Annotated in this window: 27 protein-coding genes; 13 read left to right on the top strand and 14 right to left on the bottom strand. The window is 56.1% G+C overall.

Going from position 1 to position 26,227, the window contains the following annotated elements; genetic code table 11:
- Nucleotides 1–98: 98 nt before the first annotated feature.
- From yghU to RVY89_RS00385, 4 genes are all read left to right on the top strand, one after another.
- Nucleotides 99–965: a glutathione-dependent disulfide-bond oxidoreductase gene (yghU, locus tag RVY89_RS00400; protein WP_484826570.1), complete on the top strand. Its 867-nt coding sequence runs from the start codon at nt 99–101 to the stop codon at nt 963–965.
- A gap of 175 nt (nt 966–1,140) precedes the next feature.
- Nucleotides 1,141–2,013: a small-conductance mechanosensitive channel MscS gene (gene mscS, locus RVY89_RS00395; protein ID WP_484826569.1), complete on the top strand. Its 873-nt coding sequence runs from the start codon at nt 1,141–1,143 to the stop codon at nt 2,011–2,013.
- The gene (ydiK, locus tag RVY89_RS00390; protein WP_484826568.1) at nt 2,013–3,098 is read left to right on the top strand and encodes an AI-2E family transporter YdiK; all 1,086 of its coding nucleotides are present in this window, start codon (nt 2,013–2,015) and stop codon (nt 3,096–3,098) included. Before mscS ends, ydiK begins: the two co-directional genes overlap by 1 nt.
- Complete coding sequence (locus RVY89_RS00385; protein WP_262765028.1) at nt 3,095–3,427, top strand: glycine zipper family protein; 333 nt, start codon at nt 3,095–3,097, stop codon at nt 3,425–3,427. The genes ydiK and RVY89_RS00385 overlap by 4 nt, the downstream gene beginning before the upstream one ends.
- Before the next feature lie 50 nt (nt 3,428–3,477).
- On the opposite strand, the gene RVY89_RS00380 is transcribed toward RVY89_RS00385, so the two are convergent.
- The 3 genes from RVY89_RS00380 to RVY89_RS00370 all read right to left on the bottom strand — a co-directional run bounded on the left by RVY89_RS00380 (nt 3,478) and on the right by RVY89_RS00370 (nt 5,886).
- On the bottom strand, nt 3,478–3,756 hold the full coding sequence (locus RVY89_RS00380; RefSeq protein WP_484826567.1) for a hypothetical protein: 279 nt from the start codon (nt 3,754–3,756) through the stop codon (nt 3,478–3,480).
- Nucleotides 3,757–3,958: 202 nt separating this feature from the next.
- Nucleotides 3,959–4,213 carry a hypothetical protein gene (locus RVY89_RS00375; RefSeq protein ID WP_484826566.1) on the bottom strand — a complete coding sequence of 85 codons (255 nt, stop codon included), beginning with the start codon at nt 4,211–4,213 and terminating at the stop codon, nt 3,959–3,961.
- A 125-nt stretch (nt 4,214–4,338) separates the two neighbouring features.
- Nucleotides 4,339–5,886, bottom strand: coding sequence for a methyl-accepting chemotaxis protein (locus RVY89_RS00370; RefSeq protein ID WP_484826565.1), 1,548 nt, complete (start codon nt 5,884–5,886; stop codon nt 4,339–4,341).
- 218 nt (nt 5,887–6,104) lie between these two features.
- Between RVY89_RS00370 and RVY89_RS00365 the strand changes: the two genes are divergently transcribed.
- Nucleotides 6,105–7,145: an aldo/keto reductase gene (locus RVY89_RS00365; RefSeq protein WP_371897808.1), complete on the top strand. Its 1,041-nt coding sequence runs from the start codon at nt 6,105–6,107 to the stop codon at nt 7,143–7,145.
- Nucleotides 7,146–7,267: 122 nt separating this feature from the next.
- Here RVY89_RS00365 and RVY89_RS00360 read toward each other — a convergent pair whose 3' ends face one another.
- Nucleotides 7,268–7,756, bottom strand: a complete 489-nt coding sequence (locus RVY89_RS00360; protein WP_008499805.1) for a TIGR00645 family protein — start codon at nt 7,754–7,756, stop codon at nt 7,268–7,270.
- A gap of 81 nt (nt 7,757–7,837) precedes the next feature.
- A complete protein-coding gene (locus RVY89_RS00355; protein WP_111963268.1) occupies nt 7,838–8,341 on the bottom strand; it encodes an ESA_00282 family adhesion-associated protein in 504 nt (167 codons plus the stop codon).
- 103 nt (nt 8,342–8,444) lie between these two features.
- Here RVY89_RS00355 and RVY89_RS00350 point away from each other — a divergent pair, with 103 nt between their 5' ends.
- Together RVY89_RS00350 and RVY89_RS00345 are read left to right on the top strand one after the other, a co-directional pair.
- Nucleotides 8,445–8,849: a hypothetical protein gene (locus tag RVY89_RS00350; RefSeq protein WP_484826564.1), complete on the top strand. Its 405-nt coding sequence runs from the start codon at nt 8,445–8,447 to the stop codon at nt 8,847–8,849.
- Nucleotide 8,850: 1 nt separating this feature from the next.
- Nucleotides 8,851–9,300 (top strand): cytoplasmic protein, encoded by a 450-nt coding sequence (locus RVY89_RS00345; protein ID WP_484826563.1) that lies wholly within the window; start codon nt 8,851–8,853, stop codon nt 9,298–9,300.
- A 42-nt stretch (nt 9,301–9,342) separates the two neighbouring features.
- Here the strand turns inward: RVY89_RS00345 and exbD are convergent, their stop codons facing one another.
- Nucleotides 9,343–9,768: a TonB system transport protein ExbD gene (gene exbD, locus RVY89_RS00340; RefSeq protein ID WP_023333404.1), complete on the bottom strand. Its 426-nt coding sequence runs from the start codon at nt 9,766–9,768 to the stop codon at nt 9,343–9,345.
- 4 nt (nt 9,769–9,772) lie between these two features.
- A complete protein-coding gene (gene exbB / locus RVY89_RS00335; RefSeq protein ID WP_484826562.1) occupies nt 9,773–10,504 on the bottom strand; it encodes a tol-pal system-associated acyl-CoA thioesterase in 732 nt (243 codons plus the stop codon).
- Nucleotides 10,505–10,755: 251 nt separating this feature from the next.
- On the opposite strand from exbB, the gene metC reads away from it, so the two are divergent.
- Together metC and yghB are read left to right on the top strand one after the other, a co-directional pair.
- Nucleotides 10,756–11,943 (top strand): cystathionine beta-lyase, encoded by a 1,188-nt coding sequence (gene metC, locus RVY89_RS00330; RefSeq protein ID WP_484826561.1) that lies wholly within the window; start codon nt 10,756–10,758, stop codon nt 11,941–11,943.
- A 143-nt stretch (nt 11,944–12,086) separates the two neighbouring features.
- On the top strand, nt 12,087–12,746 hold the full coding sequence (gene yghB / locus RVY89_RS00325) for a DedA family general envelope maintenance protein YghB (RefSeq protein WP_484826560.1): 660 nt from the start codon (nt 12,087–12,089) through the stop codon (nt 12,744–12,746).
- A gap of 45 nt (nt 12,747–12,791) precedes the next feature.
- Here the strand turns inward: yghB and RVY89_RS00320 are convergent, their stop codons facing one another.
- Nucleotides 12,792–13,691, bottom strand: coding sequence for an AraC family transcriptional regulator (locus RVY89_RS00320; RefSeq protein WP_115876279.1), 900 nt, complete (start codon nt 13,689–13,691; stop codon nt 12,792–12,794).
- 194 nt (nt 13,692–13,885) lie between these two features.
- On the opposite strand from RVY89_RS00320, the gene yqhD reads away from it, so the two are divergent.
- Nucleotides 13,886–15,049 (top strand): alcohol dehydrogenase, encoded by a 1,164-nt coding sequence (gene yqhD / locus RVY89_RS00315; RefSeq protein ID WP_484826559.1) that lies wholly within the window; start codon nt 13,886–13,888, stop codon nt 15,047–15,049.
- 105 nt (nt 15,050–15,154) lie between these two features.
- On the top strand, nt 15,155–15,982 hold the full coding sequence (dkgA, locus tag RVY89_RS00310) for a 2,5-didehydrogluconate reductase DkgA (protein ID WP_335244783.1): 828 nt from the start codon (nt 15,155–15,157) through the stop codon (nt 15,980–15,982).
- Nucleotides 15,983–16,023: 41 nt separating this feature from the next.
- On the opposite strand, the gene RVY89_RS00305 is transcribed toward dkgA, so the two are convergent.
- The 6 genes from RVY89_RS00305 to RVY89_RS00280 form a co-directional block, all read right to left on the bottom strand.
- Complete coding sequence (locus RVY89_RS00305; RefSeq protein ID WP_484826558.1) at nt 16,024–16,425, bottom strand: transthyretin-like family protein; 402 nt, start codon at nt 16,423–16,425, stop codon at nt 16,024–16,026.
- Between the two features lie 114 nt (nt 16,426–16,539).
- Nucleotides 16,540–18,714, bottom strand: coding sequence for a YgiQ family radical SAM protein (locus RVY89_RS00300; protein ID WP_484826557.1), 2,175 nt, complete (start codon nt 18,712–18,714; stop codon nt 16,540–16,542).
- 131 nt (nt 18,715–18,845) lie between these two features.
- Nucleotides 18,846–20,258: a cell division protein FtsP gene (gene ftsP / locus RVY89_RS00295; protein WP_371897800.1), complete on the bottom strand. Its 1,413-nt coding sequence runs from the start codon at nt 20,256–20,258 to the stop codon at nt 18,846–18,848.
- Between the two features lie 58 nt (nt 20,259–20,316).
- Entirely contained in the window at nt 20,317–21,054 is a 738-nt protein-coding gene (gene plsC / locus RVY89_RS00290) for a 1-acylglycerol-3-phosphate O-acyltransferase (RefSeq protein ID WP_484826556.1), read from the bottom strand.
- A 163-nt stretch (nt 21,055–21,217) separates the two neighbouring features.
- Complete coding sequence (parC, locus tag RVY89_RS00285; protein ID WP_302237510.1) at nt 21,218–23,476, bottom strand: DNA topoisomerase IV subunit A; 2,259 nt, start codon at nt 23,474–23,476, stop codon at nt 21,218–21,220.
- A gap of 118 nt (nt 23,477–23,594) precedes the next feature.
- On the bottom strand, nt 23,595–23,996 hold the full coding sequence (locus tag RVY89_RS00280; RefSeq protein WP_111963277.1) for a YgiW/YdeI family stress tolerance OB fold protein: 402 nt from the start codon (nt 23,994–23,996) through the stop codon (nt 23,595–23,597).
- A 138-nt stretch (nt 23,997–24,134) separates the two neighbouring features.
- On the opposite strand from RVY89_RS00280, the gene qseB reads away from it, so the two are divergent.
- Together qseB and qseC are read left to right on the top strand one after the other, a co-directional pair.
- Nucleotides 24,135–24,794, top strand: coding sequence for a quorum sensing response regulator transcription factor QseB (gene qseB / locus RVY89_RS00275; RefSeq protein WP_484826555.1), 660 nt, complete (start codon nt 24,135–24,137; stop codon nt 24,792–24,794).
- Entirely contained in the window at nt 24,791–26,140 is a 1,350-nt protein-coding gene (qseC, locus tag RVY89_RS00270; protein ID WP_484826554.1) for a quorum sensing histidine kinase QseC, read from the top strand. Before qseB ends, qseC begins: the two co-directional genes overlap by 4 nt.
- Nucleotides 26,141–26,227 lie beyond the last annotated feature (87 nt).

Below are 26,227 nucleotides of genomic sequence, written 5' to 3'. Positions count from 1 at the left end.
GGAAGGAATAGAGGCAGATCGATTACGCTCAGTTCGTTAAACGCTTCACAAATCTCCTGCTACACTGCCTCAACACATCACTCAAAAGGCAGGCCAACATGTCAGACAACACGTATCAGCCACCAAAAGTGTGGGAATGGAAAAAGAACAACGGCGGCGCGTTCGCCAACATCAACCGCCCCATTTCCGGCGCAACCCATGAGAAAGATCTTCCTGTCGGTTCGCACCCGCTGCAGCTCTACTCGCTGGGGACACCGAACGGCCAGAAAGTGACGATCATGCTTGAAGAGCTGCTGGCGCTGGGCGTGACGGGCGCAGAGTATGACGCCTGGTTGATCCGCATCGGCGAGGGCGATCAGTTCTCCAGCGGATTTGTTGAGGTGAACCCGAACTCGAAAATACCGGCGCTTCGTGACCACTCCACGAACCCGCCAACGCGCGTATTTGAATCCGGCAATATTCTGCTTTATCTGGCAGAGAAGTTCGGCCACTTCCTGCCGAAAGATCCGGCGGGACGCACCGAGACGCTGAACTGGCTGTTCTGGCTGCAGGGCGCGGCGCCGTTCCTCGGCGGCGGTTTTGGCCACTTCTACAACTATGCCCCGGTGAAAATCGAGTACGCGATTGACCGCTTCACCATGGAAGCCAAACGCCTGTTCGACGTGCTGGATAAACAGCTGGCGCGCGGACGCTACGTGGCGGGTGAGGAGTACACCATCGCGGATATCGCCATCTGGCCGTGGTTCGGCTGCGTGGCGCTGGGCAGCGTGTACAACGCCGCCGAGTTCCTGGACGCCGGGAAGTACACCAACGTCCAGCGCTGGGCGAAAGACGTGGCGAATCGCCATGCCGTTAAGCGCGGACGTATCGTTAACCGCACCAGCGGCGAGCTGAATGAGCAGCTCCACGAACGCCACGCGGCGAGCGATTTCGAGACCAATACGGAAGATAAGCGTCAGGGCTAAGGCCAGCGGTTTGATGCCCTCACCCTAACCCTCTCCCACGGGGAGAGGGAATCACTATAGGCCGGGTAAGCGCAGCGCCACCCGGTATGTCAGACTCCATTTTTGGACCCTTTATTACCACAGGCATACGTTCTGCCCTCGTTATAATAGCGATTTCCGCAAATGGATTTTCGCTATGAAGTTCGAAGCTTTTCCTGGCGTCAGGCAATTTATTTTCTGGGTCAGCAATAATGAATCCGTCATTGTACAGGGCATTATTAACCTGCTTGGTGCCGTGTTTATCCTCTGCACGGGCGTTTTTATTGCACGGATCACCAGCGCCGGGTTTAAACGCCTGCTCCTCAGCCGCAACGTCGACAAGACCATTACCCAGTTCTGTAGCGCGCTGCTGCGCTACGCGATGGTAGCCTTTGCGGCCATCGCTGCACTCGGACGTATCGGGGTTGAAACGTCTTCTATCATCGCCGTGATCGGTGCGGCAGGCTTAGCCATCGGTCTGGCGCTACAGGGTTCGCTGGCTAACTTCGCCGCTGGCGTGCTGCTTGTGACGCTGCGACCGATTCGCGCAGGTGAATATGCCAGCGTCGGCGCGGTGGCGGGCACTATCGAAGAAGTGCATATCTTTTCCACCACGCTACGCACATCAGACAACAAAGTCGTTGTGGTACCTAACGGCAAAATCATTGCCAGTGAAATCACTAACTTCTCCCGTCAGAAAGAACGTCGTGTGGATATCACACTTGGCGTGGACTACAACACCTCGATTGAACACATTAAAAGCGTGTTGAAAACGGTCGTGATGCTCGACCCGCGCATTTTGCACAGTAAAGGCTACACCATTCGGTTGAGCGAATTTGCCCCGTCATCGCTCAATTTTGTGGTGCGTGTCTGGACGGAAAACAGACACTACTGGGACGTCTATTACGACCTGATGGAGAACATCAAAAACGCGCTGGATGACAATCATATTCAGATGCCTTTCCCGCAAATGGACGTCCATTTGAACGATCTGCGCAAGATTAATAACACACAGGAAGTGTCCCACTGATGTATGCCGTTAAACCCGCGCGCGATCTGCCGCAAACCCTGTTCAGTACTATCATCATCCTGACACTTCTGTGTTGCGCCCTCTGGCTGCTCCATCCTTTTCTGCTGAGCGTGGTCTGGGCTGGGCTGATAGTGATTGCCACCTGGCCGCTGTTTATGCTGGTAACACGAAAACTCAACGGACACAAAGGCGTCGCCATTGCCCTGATGATGCTCTTTTTGAGCGCCATGTTTGTGATGCCGATTATTTTCAGTGCAGGCATGCTTTCTCTGGCGATAGAAAACACCCTTAACTGGCTAATGCACCTTGATAAATCGCACCTTCCACAGTTTGATTTTCTGCTAAATATTCCCCTGATTGGCGAGCATCTACATGATAAATGGCACGCTTTTACCACTCATTACACCGATAATTTTTTCACCACCCTTAAACCGTGGGTGATGAAAATCGCGCTAATAACGATGAAAGGGCTGTCGCAGTTTGGCGCGTTATTAGTCAACGGTGTGCTGATGTTGATTGCATGTCTGGCGTTTTATCTTCACGGGCAGACTATCGCCAGAGGGCTGCGTAAATTTGGCTGGCGTATCGCCCGTGAACGCGGGGATTCCGCGATTATTCTCGCGGGGAAAACAGTCCAGGCGGTGGCGATGGGCGTGGTGCTCACCGCCGTCATCCAGGCTACCGTCGCCGGGCTGGGCCTGTTCGTTTGCGGGATCCCCTCAGCGGCATTGTTGAGCGGGATAATTTTTTTGCTCTGCCTGATGCAGCTTGGTCCCGTCATAATTATGCTGCCAGCGTCTGTCTGGCTGTTTTATAGCGGCTATCACTGGAGCGGCTCACTGCTGCTCATCTGGACATTTATCGCCGGTTCGCTGGATAACATTCTTAAACCGATGCTGATCAAGCGCGGCGCGGATACCTCGCTGTTGCTGATTATGGCGGGTGTCATTGGAGGAATGTTGACCTGGGGCATGATCGGCCTAATGGTCGGGCCAGTTTTGCTGGCAGTATCCTGGACGCTTCTCTCCACCTGGGTGAGTGAAGCAGAGTATCAACCTACAGCAGTCACAAAGGAACTGTTATGAAAGTGATTAAAACCGCGCTAATCGTCAGCACATTGATTTTCTCTGCCTCTGGCATGGCCATAGATAAAACCGCCGGCGGAGCCATTGCCGGCGCGGCCATTGGTGCTGCGACAGGCAAAGATCTCAAATCGACCGTCGGAGGTGCCGTCGTCGGTGCCGGTACAGGAGCCATGTTCAAAAGTGGTGAGAAAGGCAAAGCCGCGCGTAAAGGCGGTGCTGTGGGTGCCGTCGTTGGCGCTGGCGCTGCAGCGGTGACCGGCAAGAACGTGCTCAAGGGCGCGGCGGTGGGCGCGGGTTCGGGCGCGCTGATTGGGGAAGCAACTCACTAAGAAATATCGCCGGGCGACATACGTTTGCCCGGCGAACCCTTCATTCACGATCAATGATGATCGTCATATTGATGTTCAATCACCATCCCTTCCGCCACGCTCGCCATATGACGTGCACGCGGATGATAAACCGGGGCCGGTGCTGGCGCGGCATAGACAGTTTGTGACGGAGCTGGCGCAACGGTTACCGCCTCCGGAACCGTGGCTGACTGCGGAACAATCACGACCTTATACCCGGCAGGGACATCGACCGTGACGCTCTGGGCCATCGCTGTATTGACCACGGCCAAACCTGCCATGGCAGCAAATAAAATAATACGGTTTTTCATAAATTGAATTATTTCCGGTATCAAGAAGATAATTCATTATGTCGACTGAATCTTAAGACAATATTAATTTTCATGTTCTGGAATGTGCATAAAATGCCAAATATATTGCTACAAACCAATAACTTAATATTTAAAAAATATTCAATTACGTTTTTTAAAAAGGCGGCAAGAAATAGGCTTGCGTGCCGCCTCACCTGTTATGTTAATACTTAATATCTCGCGCTTTTTGTCTGCCGGACTGTTTCATCTGGCGCTTGTCCTGACGGCAGTCGTGATTACTCTGGTTATTGTTCGCCACGCAGGTCTGCTTCACCTGCCGCGACGCGTCGCGGGTATCCTGCCTGACATCACGCGCTACGCGCCGTTCCTGCGCCTGCTGGGTCGCACTGGCGGAAACCGAGAAAAGCGTCAGAAAAATGAGAGAAAGGACGGGGATAAAAGATAACGATCTGTTCATAGCAACACCTCGTAGAAGAGAGCCCAGAACGTCAGGGGTTAGCAAAAGAATAGCAGTTTCAGCGCCGCTGAATGAGGAAGGCGTTAATAATATAAGACCGCACAAGGCGGCCTTATAACGCTGCATTACGCTGTCAGGCGGAACTTCTGTACCGAGCGCTGAAGATCTTCGGTCTGACGCTCCAGCGCCGCCGCCGCCGCGGAAACTTCCTCCACCAGCGAGGCGTTTTGCTGGGTAACGCCATCCATCTGGGTAATGGCGATCCCGACCTGCGAAATGCCCTTGCTTTGCTCCTCGGAGGCAGAGGCAATTTGCTTCATGATGGTCGTCACTTCCGTCACGTCCCGCAAAATCGCATCCATTGTGGTGCCAGTATCGCCCACCAGCTTCGCCCCCTGCTCGACGCGGGAAACGGAATCGGTAATCAGCCCCTCAATCTCTTTAGCCGCGTTGGCGCTGCGGCTTGCCAGGTTGCGAACTTCGCCTGCCACTACCGCGAAACCACGCCCCTGTTCCCCCGCGCGCGCCGCTTCAACCGCCGCATTGAGTGCCAGAATATTGGTCTGGAAGGCAATGCTGTTGATCACGTTGGTGATTTCAGCAATTTTCTTCGAGCTTTCCGAAATCCCGCTCATGGTGGTCACCACCTCTTCCACCAGCGAGCCGCCGCGGCTGGCGGTGGTTGAGGCCACATCGGCCAGCTGGCTGGCCTGACGCGCGCTTTCCGCGTTCAGTTTCACCGTGGCGGTTAGCTGTTCCATGCTGGCTGCCGTCTCTTCCAGCGCAGCCGCCTGCTCTTCGGTACGGGAAGAGAGATCGTTGTTACCGCTGGAGATTTCCGTCGCGCCGCGCCAGATATTTTCACTGCCGGAGCGAATCGTGCTGACCGCTTCGCGCAGGCTGTCCTGCATGGCGCTCAGAAGCGGCACCAGCAGGCCCACGCAGTTGCGGCCGAACGGCTCGATGGGCTGGCTGAGATCGCCCTGGGCAATCTGGCGGAACTGCTGGCGAATGCGATCCAGCGGTTTGACCAGCATCGCCACCAGGTAGCGGTCGGTGAAGAGCAGGATCAGCAGACCGATTATCGTGGCGACGATAATCACCGTACGGGTCATGCTTGTCAGGCCGTCCACCACCACGCGGGTACTGTCGAGCGACTTCGCGGCGGCATTGTTGAACTCTTCAGCCGCCGCACCGAACGCGCGGCTCAGCGGTGGCGTGACGTTGTTGGCCTGCTGGCGATAGCCGTCCAGCTCGCCCAGCTTCGCCTGCTGCATTTGCGGCGTCACGCCCTGTTCGAGCAACGCCTGCCAGGTGCCGATCACTCGGGAAGAGATCTGCTGATCCATTGGGCCTGGTGAGATCGCTTTCATCTCGGCCAGCTTCTTGCCCATGTTATCCAGCGCCTGCTGGGCAGAGGCTAAATCCGGCGTGCCGCCTGCGGCTTTGACTTCCATTGCGCGGCTCAGACGGGTTACAAAGCGGAAATACTGATCGTTGCCCTGGCTGAGCACCGTCATCTGTTTAACCAGCTGGCGATCGACTTCATTGCCATCTGAAACGCGAGAAAGGGACCAGGTGCTGTACAAGCCAACACCCGCCCACATTAAACAAAAGATCCCGAGAATCGCCAGCATGACGAAACGGATCGTGAAATTACGGAGCATATTCATAAGTCTTCCTTGCCGTGAGGGTGAGTTCGCCCAGAGGCGAGTACTACTCTCGTTATCGGCAGGAAAGAGGGAAATTATAACGTTTTGTGATCATTTTTAATTAGCGTGGCTTCACTAGTCGCACAGCCGCCGTTAACCATTATCTTCGCGCTTTGTGATGTGATAAGTTCAGAATGAAAACGACGTTTCAAAAAATTATCGATAAGAAAGGAGACATCATGTCCTGGCACCCTTACCCCGGCCGCTATGAGAATATGCAATACCGTTATTGCGGCAAAAGTGGCCTGCGCCTGCCCGCGCTGTCGCTGGGACTGTGGCATAGCTTCGGCCACGTCCAGCCTCTTGATGCCCAGCGCGCGCTGCTGCGAAAAGCCTTCGACCTCGGCATCACCCATTTCGATCTCGCCAATAACTACGGACCACCGCCGGGTAGCGCGGAAGAGAATTTTGGCCGCCTGCTGCGGGAGGATTTTGCCGCCTACCGCGACGAACTGATTATCTCCACCAAGGCGGGATACGACATGTGGCCGGGGCCTTACGGTTCGGGTGGTTCACGCAAATATCTGCTCGCCAGCCTCGACCAGAGCCTGAAGCGTCTGGGCGTCGAGTATGTGGATATTTTCTATTCCCACCGCGTGGATGAAAACACGCCGATGGAAGAGACGGCCTCTGCGCTGGCCCACGCCGTGCAGAGCGGAAAAGCGCTGTACGTGGGCATTTCCTCCTACTCAACAGAGCGCACACAAAAAATGGCCGAGCTGCTGCGCGAGTGGAAGATCCCCCTGCTGATCCACCAGCCGTCCTATAACCTGCTTAACCGCTGGGTCGATAAGACCGGCTTGCTGGATGCCCTGGAAGCAAACGGTACGGGGTGTATTGCCTTCACCCCGCTGGCGCAGGGGCTGCTGACCGGAAAATACCTGAACGGTATTCCTGAAGATTCACGTATGCAGCGTGAAGGCAAGAAAGTGCGTGGTCTAAACGAAAAAATGCTGACCGAAGCCAACCTGAACAGCCTGCGTTTGCTGAGTGAAATGGCGCAGGCGCGCGGTCAGACTATGGCGCAGATGGCGCTAAGCTGGCTGCTGAAAGATGCGCGCGTGACGTCCGTGCTGATTGGCGCAAGCCGCCCGGAACAGCTGGAAGAGAACGTTCAGGCGCTGGAAAACCTGCGCTTTACGGAGGACGAACTCAAGCGGATTGACCAGCATGTTGCGGATGGGGAGTTGAATCTGTGGCAGGCGTCTTCGGATAAATAGTGCGGGCTGATGCCCTTGCTCCTCGCCCCGTCCTCTCCCCAAAGGGGAGAGGGCGAATGGCCGCACCGAGCAGTCCCCTCTCCCCTCTGGGGAGAGGGTTAGGGTGAGGGGTAAAGTGTACTTCATTTCTTACTGATCTTATCCAGATACCCCATCACAAACGCTGACAACACAAACGTCAGGTGGATGATGACGTACCACATCAGTTTGTTATCCGGCACGTTCTTTGCGTCCATAAACACGCGTAACAGGTGGATAGAGGAGATCGCCACAATCGACGCGGCCACTTTATTCTTCAGCGACGAGGCATCCATTTTGCCCAGCCAGCTGAGCTTCTCTTTACGCTCGTCGATATCAAGCTGGGAGACAAAATTCTCGTAGCCGGAGAACATCACCATCACCAGCAGCCCGCCCACCAGGGTCATATCCACCAGCGACAGCAGAACCAGAATCAAATCCGCTTCGGCAATGGAAAAGATATTCGGCAGAACGTGCAGGATTTCCTGAAAGAACTTAATCGTCAGCGCGATAAGTGCCAGCGAGAGGCCAAAATAGACGGGAGCCAGTATCCAGCGGGAGGCGTACATGGCATTTTCAAAAAAGCGTTCCATAAAGTCCTGTTTGCAAAAGAAACCAGCGCCCAGTATATCTCAACGGCGCTGGCTGTTTGCAATAACTCAACGGTACGTCACTCAGACGTTGTCCGGGTTAACCTCGGGACGTGCGTACTCCGGCCAGACAAGCGCCACCAGCTCAGGATAAGCCTCCAGGCTGAATTCGCGGAAACACTGACGCAAATTTAATACGTCCAGATCGGAATAAGAGACCTTCTCGCCGTTAAGACAGCGCTTTTTGATATTGTCATAATATTTATAGACTGCTGAATTCAGATCGCTACAGCGACGCTGCGCCTCAAACAGTCCAGGCGTATCATTAATTTCCGACATTTTCATACGCTTAATTGTCGCGTGTAAAAAGTCGATATATTCGTGGTTCACCCGCCAGTACCAGACAGGCGTAACGGAGTTCATCAATACAGAGAAATGGTCTTCACCTTCCTCTTTTGTCATCAGTTCAGGTTGCGGGGGTTCACTGGCGTCTTTCGACACTTTCGTTTTATTGAACTCCTGCATCAATAAAAGCACACCAGCGGTCAGTAATAGTAATGTGATGACCGTAAAAAAGATGCTGTTCATGGGTAGGCTCCATTTTTTTTGATTTTAAATTTGCCTCATGATATTGTCAACGAATCTCACGCCTTTACCAACCCCACCCTGTTGAAATTAAAGGAAATTAAAAATGCTGCCCGACTATCTCGTCCCGGCTAAGTACCACATTACGCCTGTGGAACAGCAACCGACGGAAGCAGAAAAAGAGGCCAGTTTCACTCAGGGGAAAAGAAAGCTCTCTGATTTCGAGCCCGATATATTAATTGGTGTTTCCCGAACTGGCAAATCCCGAAATATGTTGCTGGAAGAGCACGATCGCCATATAAAAGAACGCTTATTTCGCGCCATAAAAATTGAAGCCTTTGTCCACCTGCTGAATGACCTGCAGGCCGAGGGTGAAATAGATGCCCAGAAACTAAGTCAAATATTGGCCGAGAAAACCGAACAAATTAATGATGCGGGCAATGAAATTTGGCTTAACTTAATTACGCGCGAAAAAAACAACCCAATTTTTTATAACCTGGGGGAAGATTAACGTGAAAGAAGTTAAAAACAACGACGTTTATTTGACTTTAGATGATAAAAAAAGTGATGAATTTATCTTAAAGCAAAATCTCGACGCGCTAAGAAACACAAAAAATGACGAGATGACGCGTATTACGCAAGACCTGGTATCGATCCCGGCGACGCTGGTTCGGCTGAAATGGCACAATCGCCGTGAAATTTATCCGCTGCAGGTCAAAGAAGAAATTTACGGCGCCGTGATGAATGCCATCATTGAAGAGCGTCCTGAGCTGAAAGAGAAGCTTCTGGGGCGTCTCGAGGCCAATTATCAGTATTTGCTTGCCAGAGAAATCGCCACCCTGCGCCTGACGCGCAAGCTGTCAGACGGTGAGTACCGTACCTCAAACGTCACCTGCGTGGCGCTGGATGAGGACGCGCTGGCAACCCCTTCGACTGCACCGACAGATAACAAAAACGCATAAACTGACAGGCATAAAAAAAGCCGGCTTTCGCCAGCTTCTTTATCACTTCGAGGCCGCTTTCTCTTCGCCGACCAGTCCAATCTTCAGGTAACCCGCCTGATGCAGCGTGTCCATTACCTTCATCATGGTTTCATAATCAACGGTTTTATCCGCACGGAAGAAGACCGTGGTGTCTTTCTTACCGCCCGTAAGCTGCTCCAGCGCGGGGATGACCGAGTCGGCCGTCACCGGGTCGTTCCCAAGGAACATGGATTTATCCGCCTTCACCGACAGGTAGACAGGCTTCTCCGGCCGCGGCTGGGGCTGGCTGGAAGATGCCGGCAGATTTACCTTCACATCCACCGTCGCCAGCGGCGCAGCCACCATGAAGATAATCAGCAGAACCAGCATGACGTCGATAAACGGCGTCACGTTGATCTCATGCATTTCGCCGTTATCGTCCAGATTTTCGTTTAGACGCATCGCCATACTATCAACCTGCGCGCAGTTTAGACGCCGCATGCACCGGCTTAACCGAGCTGGCATTCAGGTCGAGATCGCGGCTTTGCAGCAGCAGAACCTGCGCGGCAACGTCACCCAGCGTGGCTTTGTAGCTGCCAATCATACGCGCGAAGATGTTGTAGATAACCACCGCAGGAATCGCTGCAACCAGACCAATCGCCGTCGCCAGCAGCGCTTCTGCGATACCCGGCGCCACAACCGCCAGGTTGGTGGTTTGGGTCTGCGCGATACCGATAAAGCTGTTCATGATGCCCCAGACCGTACCGAAAAGACCGATGAACGGTGAGATCGCGCCGATAGTCGCCAGATAACCATTGCCGCGTCCCATGTGTCGGCCAACGGCCGCAACGCGACGCTCAAGGCGGAAACCGGTACGCTCTTTGATACCTTCGTTATCTTCACTGCCAGCGGAGAGTTCCAGCTCGTTCTGCGCTTCATTCACGAGCAGGGTGGTCAGGCTTTTGGCGTGGAAGGATGAGGTTATATCCGAAGCCTGATCCAGAGAGCGGGCTTCAGCCAGCTGCTGCTGTTCCCGCTTAAGGCGACGCTTCTGCGAAAGCAGCTCGGCGCTTTTACTGAAGAAGATAGCCCAGGTGACAACGGACGCCAGAATCAGGCCGATCATCACAATCTTAACCACGATGTCAGCATGCTGATACATGCCCCAAACGGAGAGATCCGTCTGCATCAAATTATTACCCACTCTGTATCTCCAGGACGCAAATCACAAAATCTGAGCGTAATAATATCAAAACGTCGTCGAATTGATAGTAGTTCTCATTAGTATTTGCATGGTGCCGTAATTTTCGCTCACTTTCCTTGCGCTTACGCAGTAAAAATTTCTTATGCGAATTTTTGATAAAATTTTCTGCTTATTCGATAAGCCTGCGGGTGCAGTTTTTTCCAATCGTGGTAGTCTGGACGTCCAGACGTATAAAAACAGGGTTAGCGAACATGACAAAGAAGCATCTTGATACCACGCTGGTACAGGCAGGACGCAGCAAAAAATATACTCAGGGATCGGTCAACAGCGTGATTCAACGCGCCTCCTCGCTGGTGTTTGACACCGTTGAGGAGAAAAAAATCGCCACGCGCAACCGCGCAAATGGCGGGCTATTTTATGGCCGTCGCGGCACGCTAACCCATTTTTCTCTGCAGGAAGCGATGTGCGAGCTGGAAGGTGGCGCAGGCTGCGCGCTGTTCCCATGTGGGGCGGCGGCGGTCGCCAACACGATTCTGGCGTTTGTGGAACAGGGCGATCACATCCTGATGACCAATACCGCCTATGAACCCAGCCAGGACTTCTGCACCAAAATCCTCAGCAAGCTCGGCGTAACGACCGGCTGGTTCGACCCGCTGATTGGTGAAGGCATTGCCGAACTTATTCAGCCAAACACGCGCATTGTGTTCCTGGAATCGCCGGGCTCACTCACCATGGAAGTTCACGACGTGCCGGCTATCGTGAAGGCCGTGCGCAGCAAAGCGCCAGAGGCGATCGTTATGATCGACAACACCTGGGCGGCAGGCGTGCTGTTTAAAGCGCTGGAATTCGACATTGATATCTCGATTCAGGCGGCAACGAAATACCTGATTGGTCACTCAGACGGCATGATTGGCACTGCGGTCTCCAACGCGCGCTGCTGGGATCAGCTGCGTGAAAATGCCTACCTGATGGGCCAGATGGTGGATGCCGACACGGCCTACATGACCAGCCGCGGTATCCGCACGCTGGGCGTTCGCCTGCGTCAGCACCATGAAAGCAGCCTGACGGTGGCCGAATGGCTGGCGCAGCATCCGCAGGTTGAGCGCGTGAATCACCCCGCGCTACCCGGCAGTAAAGGCCATGAGTTCTGGCAGCGTGACTTTACAGGCAGCAGCGGGTTGTTCTCGTTCGTGCTGAAAAAACGGCTAAATAATGACGAGCTGGCAAGCTATCTGGATAATTTTACCCTCTTCAGCATGGCCTACTCGTGGGGCGGTTTTGAATCCCTGATTCTGGCTAACCAGCCGGAACAGGTTGCGGCCCTGCGCCCCGGCGGTGAAGTGGACTTCAGCGGAACCCTGATTCGACTGCATATCGGTTTAGAAAATGTTGACGATCTGATTGCCGATTTAGCAGCAGGGTTCGAGCGTATCGTGTAGAGTGCAGGCTGAAAATGTACTCTCTGGACGCTTTTGTGGACACCACCATCAGAAAAGTCTGCATGAGTTGCGCCCGGGATCAAACCCGACGGACGAATAAGGGAGTACAATAGCGCTATATCTGCTGTTCCACAGGAAAGTCCATGGCTGTTATTCAAGATATTATCGCGGCGCTCTGGCATCACGACTTTGCCGCGCTGGCGGATCCTCACATCGTTGGTATTGTTTACCTCGTGATGTTCGCAACTCTGTTTCTGGAAAATGGATTACTGCCAGCCTCGTTCTTGCCCGGTGACAGCCTGCTTTTACTTGCCGGGGCGTTAATCGGGAAAGGCGTCATGGACTTCACGCCAACGATGGTTATCCTGACCTCCGCAGCCAGCCTGGGCTGCTGGCTGAGCTATCTGCAGGGCCGCTGGCTGGGGAACACGCGCGTCGTCAAAAGCTGGCTGGCGCAGCTGCCGCATAAATATCATCAGCGCGCGACCTGCATGTTTGACCGGCACGGCCTGCTGGCGCTGCTGGCCGGACGTTTCCTCGCGTTCGTTCGCACCCTTCTGCCGACGATGGCAGGCATTTCGGGTCTGTCGAACCGCCGCTTCCAGTTCTTCAACTGGCTGAGCGCTCTGCTGTGGGTTGGCGTGGTGACGACGCTCGGCTACGCGCTGAATATGATCCCCTTTGTGAAACACCACGAAGATCAGGTGATGACCTTCCTGATGGTGCTGCCAATGTTCCTGCTGGTAGCGGGTCTGGTGGGAACCATCGCGGTGGTGATTAAGAAGAAGTACTGCAGCGCGTGATCCCCTCACCCTGACCCTCTCCCCATAGGGGAGAGGGAAAAAAGCCTAAGCTCCCTGCATAGTTCGGATGCGTGACGCATCCTCTCCCGGCGTGACGCCGAAATAGCGCTTAAACTCCCGACTGAACTGCGAAGCACTTTCATAGCCCACCCGCATCGCCGCCGCACTGGCCTTCATGCCGTCGTGGATCATCAGCATCCGCGCCTTATGCAGCCGGTAGGTTTTGAGGTACTGCAGCGGCGAGGTGCTGGTCACCGATTTAAAATTATGGTGAAACGCCGAGACGCTCATGTTCGCTTCCGCCGCCAGCTGGTCGACGCTGAGGTTTTCCGTGTACTGGCTTTCGATACGCTTGAGCACGCGGCTTATCAGGCTGAAGTGGGTCTGTCGGCTCACCAGGGCGAGTAACGCACCGCCGCCCGGGCCCAGCAGCACGTGGTAGAGAATTTCACGGACGATCTGCTTGCCCAGAATGCGCGCGTCAAGCGGCCTCTCCATCACGTCCAGCAGACGCTCGATGGCGCAGAGGATCTCTTCTGAAAGCGTCGCCGAGTTAATCCCGCTCGACGCCATCGAAGGCTGGAAGAGTTCATCTTCGCCAATCTCCATCAGCAGCTCCTGCAGCTGAAGAATATCGACGTTGACGCGAATACCCGCCAGCGGAACCGCCTCTGTCGCGAAGGTTTCACATTCAAAGGGTAAAGGTACCGTCAGAAGCAGATATTCATTGGTGTCGTAGCGGAACACGCGCTCGTTGATATAGCCAATTTTATGGCCTGAAAAGAGAAAAACGATGCCCGGCTGGTACATGACCGGCGTGCGCGTTCCCGGCTGCGTGCCATAGAGCAGGCGAATGTCCGGCAGCAGGTCGCTGGCGCGATTTTCATTATCTATCAATCTCTTAATCTGCACAGTGAGCTGCTGGCAGATAGCCTCACGGTTCATCTTGCATTACTCCGGGTGCGGTTTTCGACGTTGACAGTGTGCGTTGTTTTCCGCGCTTTCTCCAGCGCTCTGTAGAAATGGGCAAGACATCGGCAGGAATGTGCATTGAGGGCGTAGCCCCGGACGGCCACAATGAGCAGCATCAGGTCGCCCTCTGCGCACCACGGTTTTTCACCCACTAAAGGGAACGAGCAATGAACAACTTTAATCTTCACACCCCAACCCGCATTCTGTTTGGTAAAGACGCTATCGCTGACCTGCGCGCGCAGATCCCTGCTGACGCCCGCGTGCTGATCACCTACGGTGGCGGCAGCGTGAAAAAAACCGGCGTGCTGGATCAGGTTTACAGCGCGCTGGACGGTATGGACGTGCGTGAGTTCGGCGGCATTGAGCCAAACCCGTCCTACGAAACGCTGATGAAGGCGGTGAAAATCGCCCGCGAAGAAAACATTACCTTCCTGCTGGCGGTCGGCGGCGGCTCGGTGCTGGACGGCACCAAATTCATCGCGGCGGCAGCGCACTACGCTGACGGCATCGATCCGTGGCACATCCTGGAAACTCGCGGCAGCGACATCAAAAGCGCTATCCCGATGGGCTCCGTGCTGACCCTGCCGGCCACCGGTTCTGAATCCAACAAGGGTGCGGTAATCTCCCGTAAAACCACCGGGGACAAACAGGCCTTCATGAACGAACACGTTCAGCCTGTGTTCGCCATTCTGGATCCGGTTTACACCTACACCCTGCCTGCGCGTCAGGTGGCGAACGGCGTGGTCGATGCCTTTGTACATACCGTTGAGCAGTACGTCACGTCTCCGGTGAATGCCAAAATTCAGGATCGCTTCGCGGAAGGCATTCTGCTGACGCTCGTCGAAGAGGGTCCGAAAGCGCTGAAAGAGCCGGAAAACTATGACGTTCGCGCCAACGTAATGTGGGCCGCCACGCAGGCGCTGAACGGCCTGATCGGCGCTGGCGTGCCGCAGGACTGGGCAACCCACATGCTGGGCCACGAGCTGACGGCGATGCACGGCCTGGACCATGCTCAAACGCTGGCCGTTGTGCTGCCTGCGCTGTGGAACGAAAAACGCGACACCAAACGCGCCAAGCTGCTGCAGTACGCCGAGCGCGTGTGGAACATTACCGAGGGTTCTGACGATGCGCGCATTGATGCCGCCATCGAAGCGACCCGCAGCTTCTTTGAAGACCTGGGCGTGCCAACGCGTCTGTCAGGCTATGGCCTGGACGGCAGCTCCATCCCCGCCCTGCTGGCGAAACTCGAAGAGCACGGCATGACCCATCTGGGCGAGCACGGCGACATCACCCTGGACGTCAGCCGTCGTATTTACGAGGCGGCGCGCTAAGCGTTTTTGTCTCCCCGACTTTCGTTTTTTGACATTTCGTCCAGACTTAATGCACACCCCATCGCCGGAGTCTCCCTCCGGCGATGCGCACCTGAAGGAGGAAAAATGGCAAACCAAACCGTAATCAAGCTGCAGGACGGCAACGTGATGCCCCAGCTGGGGCTAGGTGTATGGAAAGCCGGTAACGACGAGGTCGTCTCCGCCATTCATAAAGCCCTGGAAGTCGGCTACCGGTCGATTGACACCGCCGCCGCGTACAAAAACGAGGACGGCGTAGGTACCGCACTGGCCAGCGCCGGTGTCCCTCGCGATGAATTATTCATCACCACGAAACTGTGGAATGACGATCAAAAGCGTCCCCGCGAAGCCCTGCAGGAGAGCCTCGAGAAACTCCAGCTCGATTTCGTCGATCTGTATCTGATGCACTGGCCGGTTCCGGCCATCGACCATTACGTTGATGCCTGGAAAGGGATGATAGAGCTGCAAAAAGAGGGGCTGGTGAAAAGTATCGGCGTCTGTAATTTCCAGGTTCATCACCTGCAGCGGCTGATTGACGAGACGGGCGTCGCACCCGTGATTAACCAGATCGAACTGCACCCGCTGATGCAGCAGCGTCAGCTTCACGCCTGGAACGCCACGCATAAAATCCAGACCGAGTCCTGGAGCCCGCTGGCTCAGGGTGGTGAAGGGGTATTCGATCAGAAAATTATCCGCGACCTAGCGGATAAATACGGCAAAACCCCGGCGCAGATCGTCATTCGCTGGCATCTGGACAACGGCCTGGTGGTGATCCCGAAATCGGTCACGCCATCGCGCATCGCCGAGAATTTCGACGTCTGGGATTTCCGGCTGGACAAAGATGAGCTTGGCGAGATTGCGAAGCTGGATAAGGGTAAGCGGCTTGGGCCGGACCCGGATCAGTTTGGCGGGTAATACCTAAAACGAGCCCGGTCTTCCGCCGGGCTCGTTTTAATTTATAAACCGGACTGACATCTCGCTTCTCCGGGAAGGTCAGGCAATGTGCAAATAACGTTATACGCTTTCCCTTCAAGTTTATGCGGCCCACCGAGACCGCCGCCTGCTTCTGCATCATATTCCTTTCCGTTGACACTTATCTGGAGCGGGGTGTGATAAATCCAGTCCATCGGGCCTATTGGCAGAAAAAAGATCCACTCAAGCTGGCTCTGAAAAGCAAAACGACCGTTGTCGTCAGAAAGCGTTTGCTCCCTCTCTAATGTTATTTTAGCGCCAGAGACTGGCTTACCTGCGCTGTCGATTAGACGTCCTTCCACTTCTGGCTGTGTCTGGCGGTGCATTACACAACCGCATAACGTCAGGCTAATCAGCATCGTTCCTGTTAACTTCCTTATTTTCATTTTGGGCCTCCTATCCTTATGCAGAAAAAAGCCGGGTGGCGGCTACGCCTTACCCGGCCTACGCCCTGACCTGTAGGCCCGGTAAGCGCAGCGCCACCGGGCATTGTTACAGGTTTAACCGATCTTACGTTTTACGTTCTTCTTCGTTCCCGCCCCACCGTTCGAACGCTGATGCACAATCGGCGTGTGCTTGGTCAGCGCCGGACGCGTATTGCGGTTCTGGCGACGCGCTTCGCGCATCTCATCCAGCGTCGGGGCCGGTACCAGACAGTCGCGGCGCGAGCCGATCAGGTGTTTTTTGCCCATTTCTTCCAGCGCCTGGCGGATCAGCGGCCAGTTTTTTGGGTCGTGGTAACGCAGCAGCGCCTTGTGCAGACGACGCTGTTTATCCCCTTTCGGCACCACCACCTCTTCACTCTTGTAGCCAATCTTACTCAGCGGGTTCTTGCCGGTGTAATACATGGTCGTCGAGTTGGCGAGCGGTGACGGATAGAAGTTCTGCACCTGATCCAGACGGAAGCGACGCTGTTTCAGCCACAGCGCCAGGTTCACCATGTCCTCATCGCGCGTGCCTGGATGGGCGGAGATGAAGTACGGGATCAGATACTGCTCTTTGCCCGCCTGCTTCGAGTAGGTGTCGAACAGCTCTTTAAAGCGGTCATAGCTGCCCATGCCCGGCTTCATCATCTTCGACAGCGGGCCTTCTTCGGTGTGCTCCGGCGCAATCTTCAGATAGCCACCGACGTGGTGCGTCGCCAGCTCTTTGATGTAGCGCGGATCTTCCACGGCGATGTCGTAACGCACCCCGGAGGCGATCAGGATCTTCTTGATGCCTTTCAGGTCACGGGCGCGGCGGTAGAGGTTGATCGTCGGCTCATGGTTGGTGTCCATGTGCTCGCAAATGCTTGGATAGACGCAGGAGAGACGGCGGCAGGTTTGCTCCGCGCGCGGCGACTTGCAGCGCAGCATGTACATGTTCGCGGTTGGGCCGCCAAGATCGGAAATCACGCCGGTAAAACCCGGCACCGTGTCGCGAATCGCTTCGATCTCGTTGATGATCGACTCTTCCGAACGGCTCTGAATGATGCGCCCCTCGTGCTCGGTAATGGAGCAGAAGGAACAGCCGCCGAAGCAACCGCGCATGATGTTGATCGAGAAGCGGATCATCTCATACGCCGGGATACGTGCGTTGCCGTACGCCGGGTGCGGCACGCGCTTGTACGGCAGCGCAAAGACGCTGTCCATCTCTTCGGTGGAGAGCGGTATAGCTGGCGGGTTGATCCAGATAAAGCGCTCGCCGTGCTTCTGCATCAGCGCGCGGGCGCAGCCCGGGTTGGTTTCATGGTGCAGAATACGGGACGCGTGCGCGTAGAGCACCTTGTCGGCTTTCACCTTCTCGTAGGACGGCAGCAGCACGTAGGTCTTTTCCCACGGCTTCGGGCGCGGCGGCTGCACGACGATAGCCTTCGCTTCCGTTTTTTTCGGCTCTACCGGTTTGTTATCCGCACACGGCAGATCGTCGCCATACGGGTGTGGGATCGGGTCGATTTTGCCCGGCATATCGATGATGCGGGAATCCACCCCGCTCCAGCCCGGGAGCGCCTCTTTCACCATGATGGCGGTATTGCGCACGTCGCGGATGCTGCTCACCGGCTCGCCCTGCGACAGACGGTGCGCCACTTCCACCAGCGGACGCTCGCCGTTTCCGTAAATCAGCATGTCGGCTTTGGAATCCACCAGCACCGAGCGGCGCACGGTATCAGACCAGTAATCATAGTGCGCGGTACGGCGCAGGCTCGCCTCGATGCCGCCCAGGATCACCGGCACGTCCTTCCAGGCTTCTTTGCAGCGCTGGGTATAGACGAGGGTCGCGCGGTCCGGACGTTTACCCGCCACGTTATCCGGCGTGTAGGCGTCGTCATGGCGCAGCTTGCGGTCGGCGGTATAGCGGTTGATCATCGAGTCCATGTTGCCTGCGGTCACGCCGAAGAACAGGTTGGGTTTACCCAGACGCATAAAGTCGTCTTTGCTGTTCCAGTCAGGCTGGGAGATGATCCCCACGCGGAAGCCCTGCGCTTCAAGCATACGGCCACAAATGGCCATACCGAAGCTCGGATGGTCAACGTAGGCATCGCCCGTGACCAGAATGATGTCGCAGCTGTCCCAGCCCAGTTGGTCCATCTCTTCACGGGACATCGGCAGGAACGGCGCCGGTCCAAAGCAGGCTGCCCAGTACTGGGGCCAGGAGAAGAGGTCACGATCCGGCTGGATCAGGGAAATTGCGCTCATAATGCTTCCGAAGAAAAAATAGACAAAAGGGCGGGGATTATACGCTGGAACATTGTGGGAAATGAAGGGGTATTATGCGGGCTGTTGCCCTCACCCCAACCCTCTCCCACAGGGAGAGGGAGAAAAGCAATTTACGATGCCGGATTGACCAGCATCTGCCCTACCGAGCCCCTGTCCATCATCTCCAGCGTCTGGCTGTGGAACAGGAACGGGAAGTGCGGCCACGAAGGTTGACCGTAATAGACAAGCAGTTCAACCTGGCCGTCCACCCAGACGGTATCTTTCCAGCCGCGATCTTCCGGGAACGGCATCGCGCCGTTGACGTTGCGGATCAGGAATGACACCCCTTCAATATGGAACGACTGTGGCATATCTGAACGAACCGTCCAGCGTTCCCAGGTGCCCTGCTGCGCGGTGATGTCGATGCGGTTGACGTCCCACAGCGCGCCGTTGATGCCCGGGTCGTCGCCCAGGCTGATATCACGGCTGCGCACCGGCGAGCCGCTCATGATCTCCTGCGGCAGCAGACGCATTGGCAGGCTATCGGTCACCAGCGGCAGCAGACCGGTTGGACGCAGGGTCAGCACCAGGGTCGAGACAAGTATGCTCGACGGTTCAAAGAACCCGCGAATACGGTCGACAATGCTGGCCGCTTCACCGCAGGTGACAGACACTTCATCCCCATTGGTCATATCAATGAGAACTTCGCGACGTTCGCCCGGCGAGAGCGCCAGCTGTTTGACGGACACCGGCGCCGGTAAAAAGCCCTGATCGCCGGAGATCACGTGCAGCGGACGGCCATCGCTCATCTGCAGCTGATAGCGGCGCGAGTTAGACGCGTTGAGCAGACGCAGGCGCACCCAGCCACGGGACACTTCGACATACGGGCTCTGCGCGCCATTAACCAGCAGCGTATCGCCGACGAAGCCACCGCTGCCCGGCTCGCTGTATTCTGGCGTACCGAAATTATCCAGACGTTTGTCCTGGATGATAATCGGGAAATCATCCACGCCGTAGTGGTTTGGGATCGGCAGGGATTTGCTGACCTCATCTTCAACCAGCCACATTCCGGCCAGGCCGTTATAGATCTGCTGCGCCGTGCGGTTAGGCGTGTTGGCGTGATACCACAGAGTTGCCGCGCTCTGGCGAATCGGCAGAACGGGCGCCCAGTCGGCGCTGGGCGACATCATTCGCGCCGCGCCGCCAATTAACGGGCCAGGTACCTGTAAGCCGCTGATGGTCATGGCGACATTTTCAGGGGTACGGTTGCTGTAGATGAGCTTAACGTCATCACCATTCCACACGCGTATGGTCGGCCCAAGATAACGTCCGTTAATGCCCCAGACGGGCGCGCGCGTCCCCTGGGTAAAGGACCAGTGGCTACGCTGCAGCGTCAGGAAAAGCGGCTGACCGCGACGGGATTCAATGAGTGGCGGAATAGGCAGCGGCTGTTGCTGCCCGGCGGCGCTGGCTGTCAGCGGCATCGCACCCGCACAAAGGGCGATACCCGAAGCCTGAATAAACTGACGCCGACTGAGTGACATATAAGCTCCATCTGAAACGACTAACAACGTGGGAATTCGTTTTCCCTTTAACGCCGGATTAAATCTTACCGGCGGCTTCTCTCTCTGCGACTTCTTTGTCGAGCTGCGCGATATGCTCAGCCATCAGATCGCGGCAGTGCGCGGCCAGCTCGCGCACCTGATCTTTACCGTATTTACTGGTATCGACGGGTGGCAGCATTTCGACAATTACCAGCCCGTTATTCAGGCGGTTAAGATTAATCTTATTCGAAGTATTGGAAACACACACAGGAATAATTGGAACACCTGCCGCAATTGCGGCATGAAACGCACCGGTTTTAAACGGCAGCAGGCCGCGGCCGCGGCTGCGCGTCCCTTCCGGGAACATCCAGATTGAAATTTTGCGCTTTTTAAAATGATTCACCACTTCCGCAATGGTGCTGTGCGCTTTTGCACGGTTATTACGGTCGATCAGCAGGTTGCCGGTAAGCCAGTACAGCTGACCAAAAAACGGGATCCACAGCAGGCTTTTTTTGCCCACCGTCACGGTCGGTGGAAGCACGATATTAGAGGCCGTCACCATATCGTAGTTGTTCTGATGGTTGGCGATATAGATGGCGTTACCGAAATTCTCCGCCCCTTCCGGCAGACGTTTTTCAACTTTCAGACCAAACAGCGGCGCAAGGCGCCCGAACATATGGCCAAAGGTGGCGACATGCTTCGGATTACGCGGGCTGAACAGGCAATAAATAGAGCCGAAAATACAGACCAGAATGCAGTAGATAACGGTAAGAATAAGACGAACAATATATAGCATAGCGACCTCTGAAGCCCCAACAGCTGACAATTATACTTCACCTGTGGCCAGGTAAGGACTTTATTACGAGCGCGTATTGTTAATCGCAACGCACGAATTAACAACGATTTTACGGGAAATTTTATTGAAATTCCCCCTCCGGACAGAGGGGGATATCACGACATTACTCTTCGCTGTCACCCGCAGCGCTGCGTGCAGGAGAGTCTATCTCCACGCGATCGATACGCTGCAGACCGCGCATCAGCGAACCGCGGCGACCGCGCTCACCCACCACCTTCTGCAGCTCTTCCGGACGAAGCTTGATTTTGCGCTTGCCGACGTGAATGGTCAGCGTGCTCTGCGGCGGCAGCAGGAAGAGGTGCGCCAGGCCATCTTCGCCTTTCGCGGCCTCCGCCGACGGGATGTTGATGATCTTGTTGCCCTTGCCTTTTGACAGCTCCGGCAGATCGCTGACCGGGAACATCAGCATACGTCCGGCGGTAGTGATCGCCAGCAGCATGTCGCTTTCGTTCTCAATCACCAGCGGCGCCATCACGTGGGCGTTGTCCGGCAGGCTAATCAGCGCCTTACCGGCACGGTTGCGGGAAACCAGATCGTTAAAGGTACAGATAAAACCGTAGCCCGCATCAGACGCCAGCAGAAGTTTCTGGTCATCGGCTTCCATCAGCATATGGTCAACCGTCGCGCCCGGCGGCAGCGTCAGCTTGCCGGTGAGCGGCTCGCCCTGCCCGCGCGCGGAAGGCAGCGTGATCGGGTCAATGGCGTAGCTGCGGCCGGTGGAGTCGATAAACGCCACCGGCTGGTTGCTCTTACCTTTCACCGCCGCTTTGAAGCTGTCACCCGCTTTGTAGCTCAGCCCCGGCGCGTCGATATCGTGGCCTTTGGCGCTACGCACCCAGCCGCTCTGCGACAGGACAATAGTCACCGGCTCGGACGGCTGCATGTCGTGCTCGTTCATCGCCTTCGCTTCTTCGCGCTCGTGCAGCGGAGAACGACGGTCGTCGCCGAAGGCGTCTGCATCGGCCTGCAGCTCTTTCTTCAGCAGGGTGTTCATCTTGCGCTCGGACGCGAGGATCGCCTGCAGCTGATCGCGCTCTTTTTCCAGCTCGTTCTGCTCGCCGCGGATCTTCATCTCTTCCAGTTTGGCGAGATGGCGCAGCTTCAGCTCAAGGATCGCTTCGGCCTGTGTTTCGCTGATGCCAAAGCGCGACATCAGGGCGGGCTTCGGCTCGTCCTCGGTACGGATGATCTCAATCACCTCGTCGATATTGAGGAACGCCACCAGCAAACCTTCGAGGATATGCAGGCGCTTAAGCACTTTCTCCAGACGATGGTTCAGACGACGGCGGACCGTATCGCGGCGGAACGTCAGCCATTCGGTGAGGATCTCCAGCAGGTTTTTCACCGCCGGGCGTCCGTCGAGGCCGATCATGTTCAGGTTGATGCGGTAGCTTTTTTCCAGATCGGTGGTGGCAAACAGGTGGTTCATCACCTGCTCCATGTCCACGCGGTTGGAGCGCGGCACGATCACCAGACGGGTCGGGTTCTCGTGGTCAGACTCGTCGCGCAGGTCGTCTACCATCGGCAGTTTTTTATTGCGCATCTGGGAGGCGATCTGCTCCAGCACTTTGGCACCGGAAACCTGATGCGGCAGCGCGGTGATGACCACGGCGCCGTCTTCCTTATTCCACACCGCGCGCATGCGCACGGAGCCGCGACCGTTCTGGTAAATTTTGCGGATTTCCGCACGCGAGGTGATGATTTCGGCTTCGGTCGGGAAATCCGGACCCTGTACGATATCCAGCAGATCGTCGAGCGAGGCTTTCGGCTGCTCAATCAGGGTGATGGCGGCTTTCGCCACTTCGCGCAGGTTGTGCGGCGGAATGTCCGTCGCCATGCCGACCGCAATCCCGGTGGTGCCGTTCAGCAGGATATTCGGCAGACGCGCAGGGAGCATCTTCGGCTCCTGCATCGTACCGTCAAAGTTTGGTACCCAGTCAACGGTTCCCTGACCCAGCTCGCCCAGCAGCACTTCGGCATATTTAGACAGACGGGATTCGGTATAACGCATCGCCGCGAAGGATTTCGGATCGTCCGGCGCACCCCAGTTCCCCTGACCATCCACCAGCGGGTAGCGGTAAGAGAACGGCTGGGCCATCAGCACCATCGCTTCATAGCAGGCGCTGTCGCCGTGCGGATGGTATTTACCCAGCACGTCACCGACGGTACGGGCGGATTTCTTGAACTTGGCGGTGGCGTTCAGCCCCAGCTCGGACATCGCATAGACGATGCGGCGCTGAACGGGCTTCAGGCCATCCCCGATAAACGGCAACGCCCTGTCCATGATGACGTACATGGAGTAGTTCAGGTAGGCATTTTCCGTGAATTCATGTAGCGCGAGGCGCTCTGCCATATCGCTCATTACGTGTGATTCCTCAACTCAGAAACCGAAGGGTTTCAGGCAATATTGCCGCAGATACTACCCTATCTGACGAGTTGAGTCACAAAGAAAAAGGGCCGCTTATGCGGCCCTTTCCGGGTTATTTGTTCAGCTTAATGACCTGCTTCACGTCGATTTCAAAATCGTTCCACTCTTTATCGACCTTGCCCTGGATTTCCACTTTATCCTGAGGGGTGACGGTCACGCCGTTCCAGCGCTTGTGGTCAATTTCCACGTTCACCGTACCGGTCTCATCGCGGAAGGTGTAGCGGTCATCGGACAGGCGCTGGGTGATGTTCCCGCGCAGCTTCACCCAACTGTCGTCTTTCATCTCTTTGACCTTCACCGCGGTGGTGAGATTAGCGTCGTTATCAACAAAACCGCCCGTTTGCGTCTGGGTCTGGGTTTGCGTGGCGGACGGGCCGTTAAATCCGCCCTGCGCGGCAAAGACGGGGGCAGTGGTCATCATCATGATGGCGGCAATAGCAGCGAATTTTTTCATATTAACTCTCCCTTTAATCTGGTTTCGCAGTCCATTAAACAGGGTAATCCTTAACAACTTCTTAAGGGGAAAATTTATTTATTTTTACTGTACAGCACGTTGATTCAGAGGGTTTACTGACGGCATCAAGGAGGGAATATGCGCATTTTACTGGTAGAAGACGACACGTTAATTGGCGACGGTATCAGAGCGGGTTTAAGCAAAATGGGCTTTAGCGTGGACTGGTTTACCGACGGAAAAACCGGCCAGGCCGCGCTTTCCTCTGCGCCCTATGATGCCGTGGTGTTGGATCTGACGCTGCCGGAAATTGACGGTCTGGACATCCTGCGCGCGTGGCGCGAAAGCGGGCGCAGCGAGCCGGTATTGATCCTGACCGCGCGGGATGCGCTTAACCAGCGCGTGGAAGGACTGCGTCTTGGCGCGGATGATTATCTCTGTAAGCCGTTCGCGCTGATTGAAGTCGGCGCCCGCCTTGAGGCGCTGGTCCGCCGCAGCCACGGCCAGACGCATAGCGAGCTACGCCACGGCAAGGTCACGCTCGATCCGACCCGTCTCGTCGCCGCGCTGGACGGTGAGCCGCTGACGCTCAAGCCGAAAGAGTTCGCGCTGCTGGAGCTGTTAATGCGTAACGCGGGCCGGGTGCTGCCGCGAAAGCTGATCGAGGAAAAACTCTATACCTGGGACGACGACGTCTCAAGCAACGCCATCGAAGTTCACGTCCATCACCTGCGCCGCAAGCTTGGCAGCGAGTTTATCCGCACCGTGCACGGCATCGGCTATACCCTGGGTGACGCATGAAGCTGACGCAACGCTTAAGCCTGAAGCTGCGCCTGACGCTTCTCTTCCTGCTGCTCTCTCTGGCGGCATGGTTTGCCGCCAGCCTGGTCGCCTGGCAGCAAACTACCCACAAGCTGGATAAGCTGTTCGATACCCAGCAGATGCTGTTTGCCAAACGGCTGCTGACGATGGATCTTGACGAGATCCGAGCCCCCGAACGCATGCGCGAGATCCCGAAAAAAGTGAAGCATGGTCGTCTGGATGACGACGCGCTGGCTTTCGCCATTTACGCCGTTGACGGCAAAATGCTGCTGAACGACGGCGAGAACGGGCGCGATATTCCTTACCACTATCGCCGCGACGGGTTTGCTAACGGGCAGCTCCAGGACGACAACGACGAATGGCGTTTCCTGTGGCTGACCTCTCCCGACGGGAAGTACCGCGTTGTGGTCGGTCAGGAGTGGGAGTACCGCCAGGATATGGCGCTGGACGTGGTCAGCTCGCAGCTGACCCCCTGGCTGGTGGCACTGCCCGTGATGCTGCTGTTGCTGGTTGTCCTCATGAGCCGGGAGCTGAAGCCGCTGAAAAAGCTGGCGCAGACCCTGCGCTCCCGCTCGCCGGATGCCACCGATAAACTGCCGACGGAGGGTGTCCCAACTGAAGTGCGCCCCCTGCTCGACGCGCTGAATCATCTCTTCGCACGTACCCAGGAGATGATGAGCCGCGAACGCCGCTTTACGTCCGATGCCGCCCACGAGTTACGCAGCCCGCTGGCGGCACTGAAGGTGCAAACTGACGTGGCGCAGCTCTCTCATGACGATCCGCAGGCGCGGGAAAAGGCGCTGATGCAGCTGCATGCGGGCATTGACCGCGCTTCCCGTCTGGTGGATCAGCTCCTCACGCTGTCGCGTCTGGACTCGCTGGATAACCTTGACGATGTCGAACCGATTCCCCTGGGAGACTTACTGCAGTCGGCGGTACTGGATATCTGGCATCCGGCACAGCAGGCGGGCATTGATATTCGCCTGAACATTCATGCACCAGAGGTTACACGCACCGGCCAGCAGCTGCTCCTGAGCCTTCTGGTTCGCAACCTGCTGGATAACGCGATTCGCTACAGCCCGCGCGGCAGCGTGGTGGACGTGACGCTGGAGGCGCGTAGCTTTACCGTGCGCGACAACGGTCCCGGCATTTCACCGGACGCGCTGGCGCGCATCGGCGAGCGCTTTTATCGTCCACCGGGTCAGGACGCCACGGGCAGCGGGCTGGGGTTATCCATCGTAAAACGCATCGCCGCCCTGCACGGGATGCGCGTGTTGCTGAGCAATGCACCTGAAGGCGGTTTTGAAGCGAAGGTCAGCTGGTAGAGATTATTGCGTTTAATGCAAAAGACTTTGCACATTTTGCTCATTTTTCCGCTCCGTCCTCGCGCGTAGAATACTTGCCATACTCTC

It is taken from the genome of Enterobacter sp. 3U4 (assembly GCF_057224565.1).
Note: the sequence above shows the minus strand (reverse complement) of the source record. Positions and strands in the feature narration are given on the sequence as shown.

Coding starts and splice junctions, on each gene's coding strand:
- yghU (WP_484826570.1), top strand. CDS start 99: ATGTCAGACAACACGTATCAGCCACCAAAAGTGTGGGAATGGAAAAAG.
- mscS (WP_484826569.1), top strand. CDS start 1,141: ATGAAGTTCGAAGCTTTTCCTGGCGTCAGGCAATTTATTTTCTGGGTC.
- ydiK (WP_484826568.1), top strand. CDS start 2,013: ATGTATGCCGTTAAACCCGCGCGCGATCTGCCGCAAACCCTGTTCAGT.
- RVY89_RS00385 (WP_262765028.1), top strand. CDS start 3,095: ATGAAAGTGATTAAAACCGCGCTAATCGTCAGCACATTGATTTTCTCT.
- RVY89_RS00380 (WP_484826567.1), bottom strand. CDS start 3,756: ATGAAAAACCGTATTATTTTATTTGCTGCCATGGCAGGTTTGGCCGTG.
- RVY89_RS00375 (WP_484826566.1), bottom strand. CDS start 4,213: ATGAACAGATCGTTATCTTTTATCCCCGTCCTTTCTCTCATTTTTCTG.
- RVY89_RS00370 (WP_484826565.1), bottom strand. CDS start 5,886: ATGAATATGCTCCGTAATTTCACGATCCGTTTCGTCATGCTGGCGATT.
- RVY89_RS00365 (WP_371897808.1), top strand. CDS start 6,105: ATGTCCTGGCACCCTTACCCCGGCCGCTATGAGAATATGCAATACCGT.
- RVY89_RS00360 (WP_008499805.1), bottom strand. CDS start 7,756: ATGGAACGCTTTTTTGAAAATGCCATGTACGCCTCCCGCTGGATACTG.
- RVY89_RS00355 (WP_111963268.1), bottom strand. CDS start 8,341: ATGAACAGCATCTTTTTTACGGTCATCACATTACTATTACTGACCGCT.
- RVY89_RS00350 (WP_484826564.1), top strand. CDS start 8,445: ATGCTGCCCGACTATCTCGTCCCGGCTAAGTACCACATTACGCCTGTG.
- exbD (WP_023333404.1), bottom strand. CDS start 9,768: ATGGCGATGCGTCTAAACGAAAATCTGGACGATAACGGCGAAATGCAT.
- metC (WP_484826561.1), top strand. CDS start 10,756: ATGACAAAGAAGCATCTTGATACCACGCTGGTACAGGCAGGACGCAGC.
- yghB (WP_484826560.1), top strand. CDS start 12,087: ATGGCTGTTATTCAAGATATTATCGCGGCGCTCTGGCATCACGACTTT.
- RVY89_RS00320 (WP_115876279.1), bottom strand. CDS start 13,691: ATGAACCGTGAGGCTATCTGCCAGCAGCTCACTGTGCAGATTAAGAGA.
- yqhD (WP_484826559.1), top strand. CDS start 13,886: ATGAACAACTTTAATCTTCACACCCCAACCCGCATTCTGTTTGGTAAA.
- dkgA (WP_335244783.1), top strand. CDS start 15,155: ATGGCAAACCAAACCGTAATCAAGCTGCAGGACGGCAACGTGATGCCC.
- RVY89_RS00305 (WP_484826558.1), bottom strand. CDS start 16,425: ATGAAAATAAGGAAGTTAACAGGAACGATGCTGATTAGCCTGACGTTA.
- RVY89_RS00300 (WP_484826557.1), bottom strand. CDS start 18,714: ATGAGCGCAATTTCCCTGATCCAGCCGGATCGTGACCTCTTCTCCTGG.
- ftsP (WP_371897800.1), bottom strand. CDS start 20,258: ATGTCACTCAGTCGGCGTCAGTTTATTCAGGCTTCGGGTATCGCCCTT.
- plsC (WP_484826556.1), bottom strand. CDS start 21,054: ATGCTATATATTGTTCGTCTTATTCTTACCGTTATCTACTGCATTCTG.
- parC (WP_302237510.1), bottom strand. CDS start 23,476: ATGAGCGATATGGCAGAGCGCCTCGCGCTACATGAATTCACGGAAAAT.
- RVY89_RS00280 (WP_111963277.1), bottom strand. CDS start 23,996: ATGAAAAAATTCGCTGCTATTGCCGCCATCATGATGATGACCACTGCC.
- qseB (WP_484826555.1), top strand. CDS start 24,135: ATGCGCATTTTACTGGTAGAAGACGACACGTTAATTGGCGACGGTATC.
- qseC (WP_484826554.1), top strand. CDS start 24,791: ATGAAGCTGACGCAACGCTTAAGCCTGAAGCTGCGCCTGACGCTTCTC.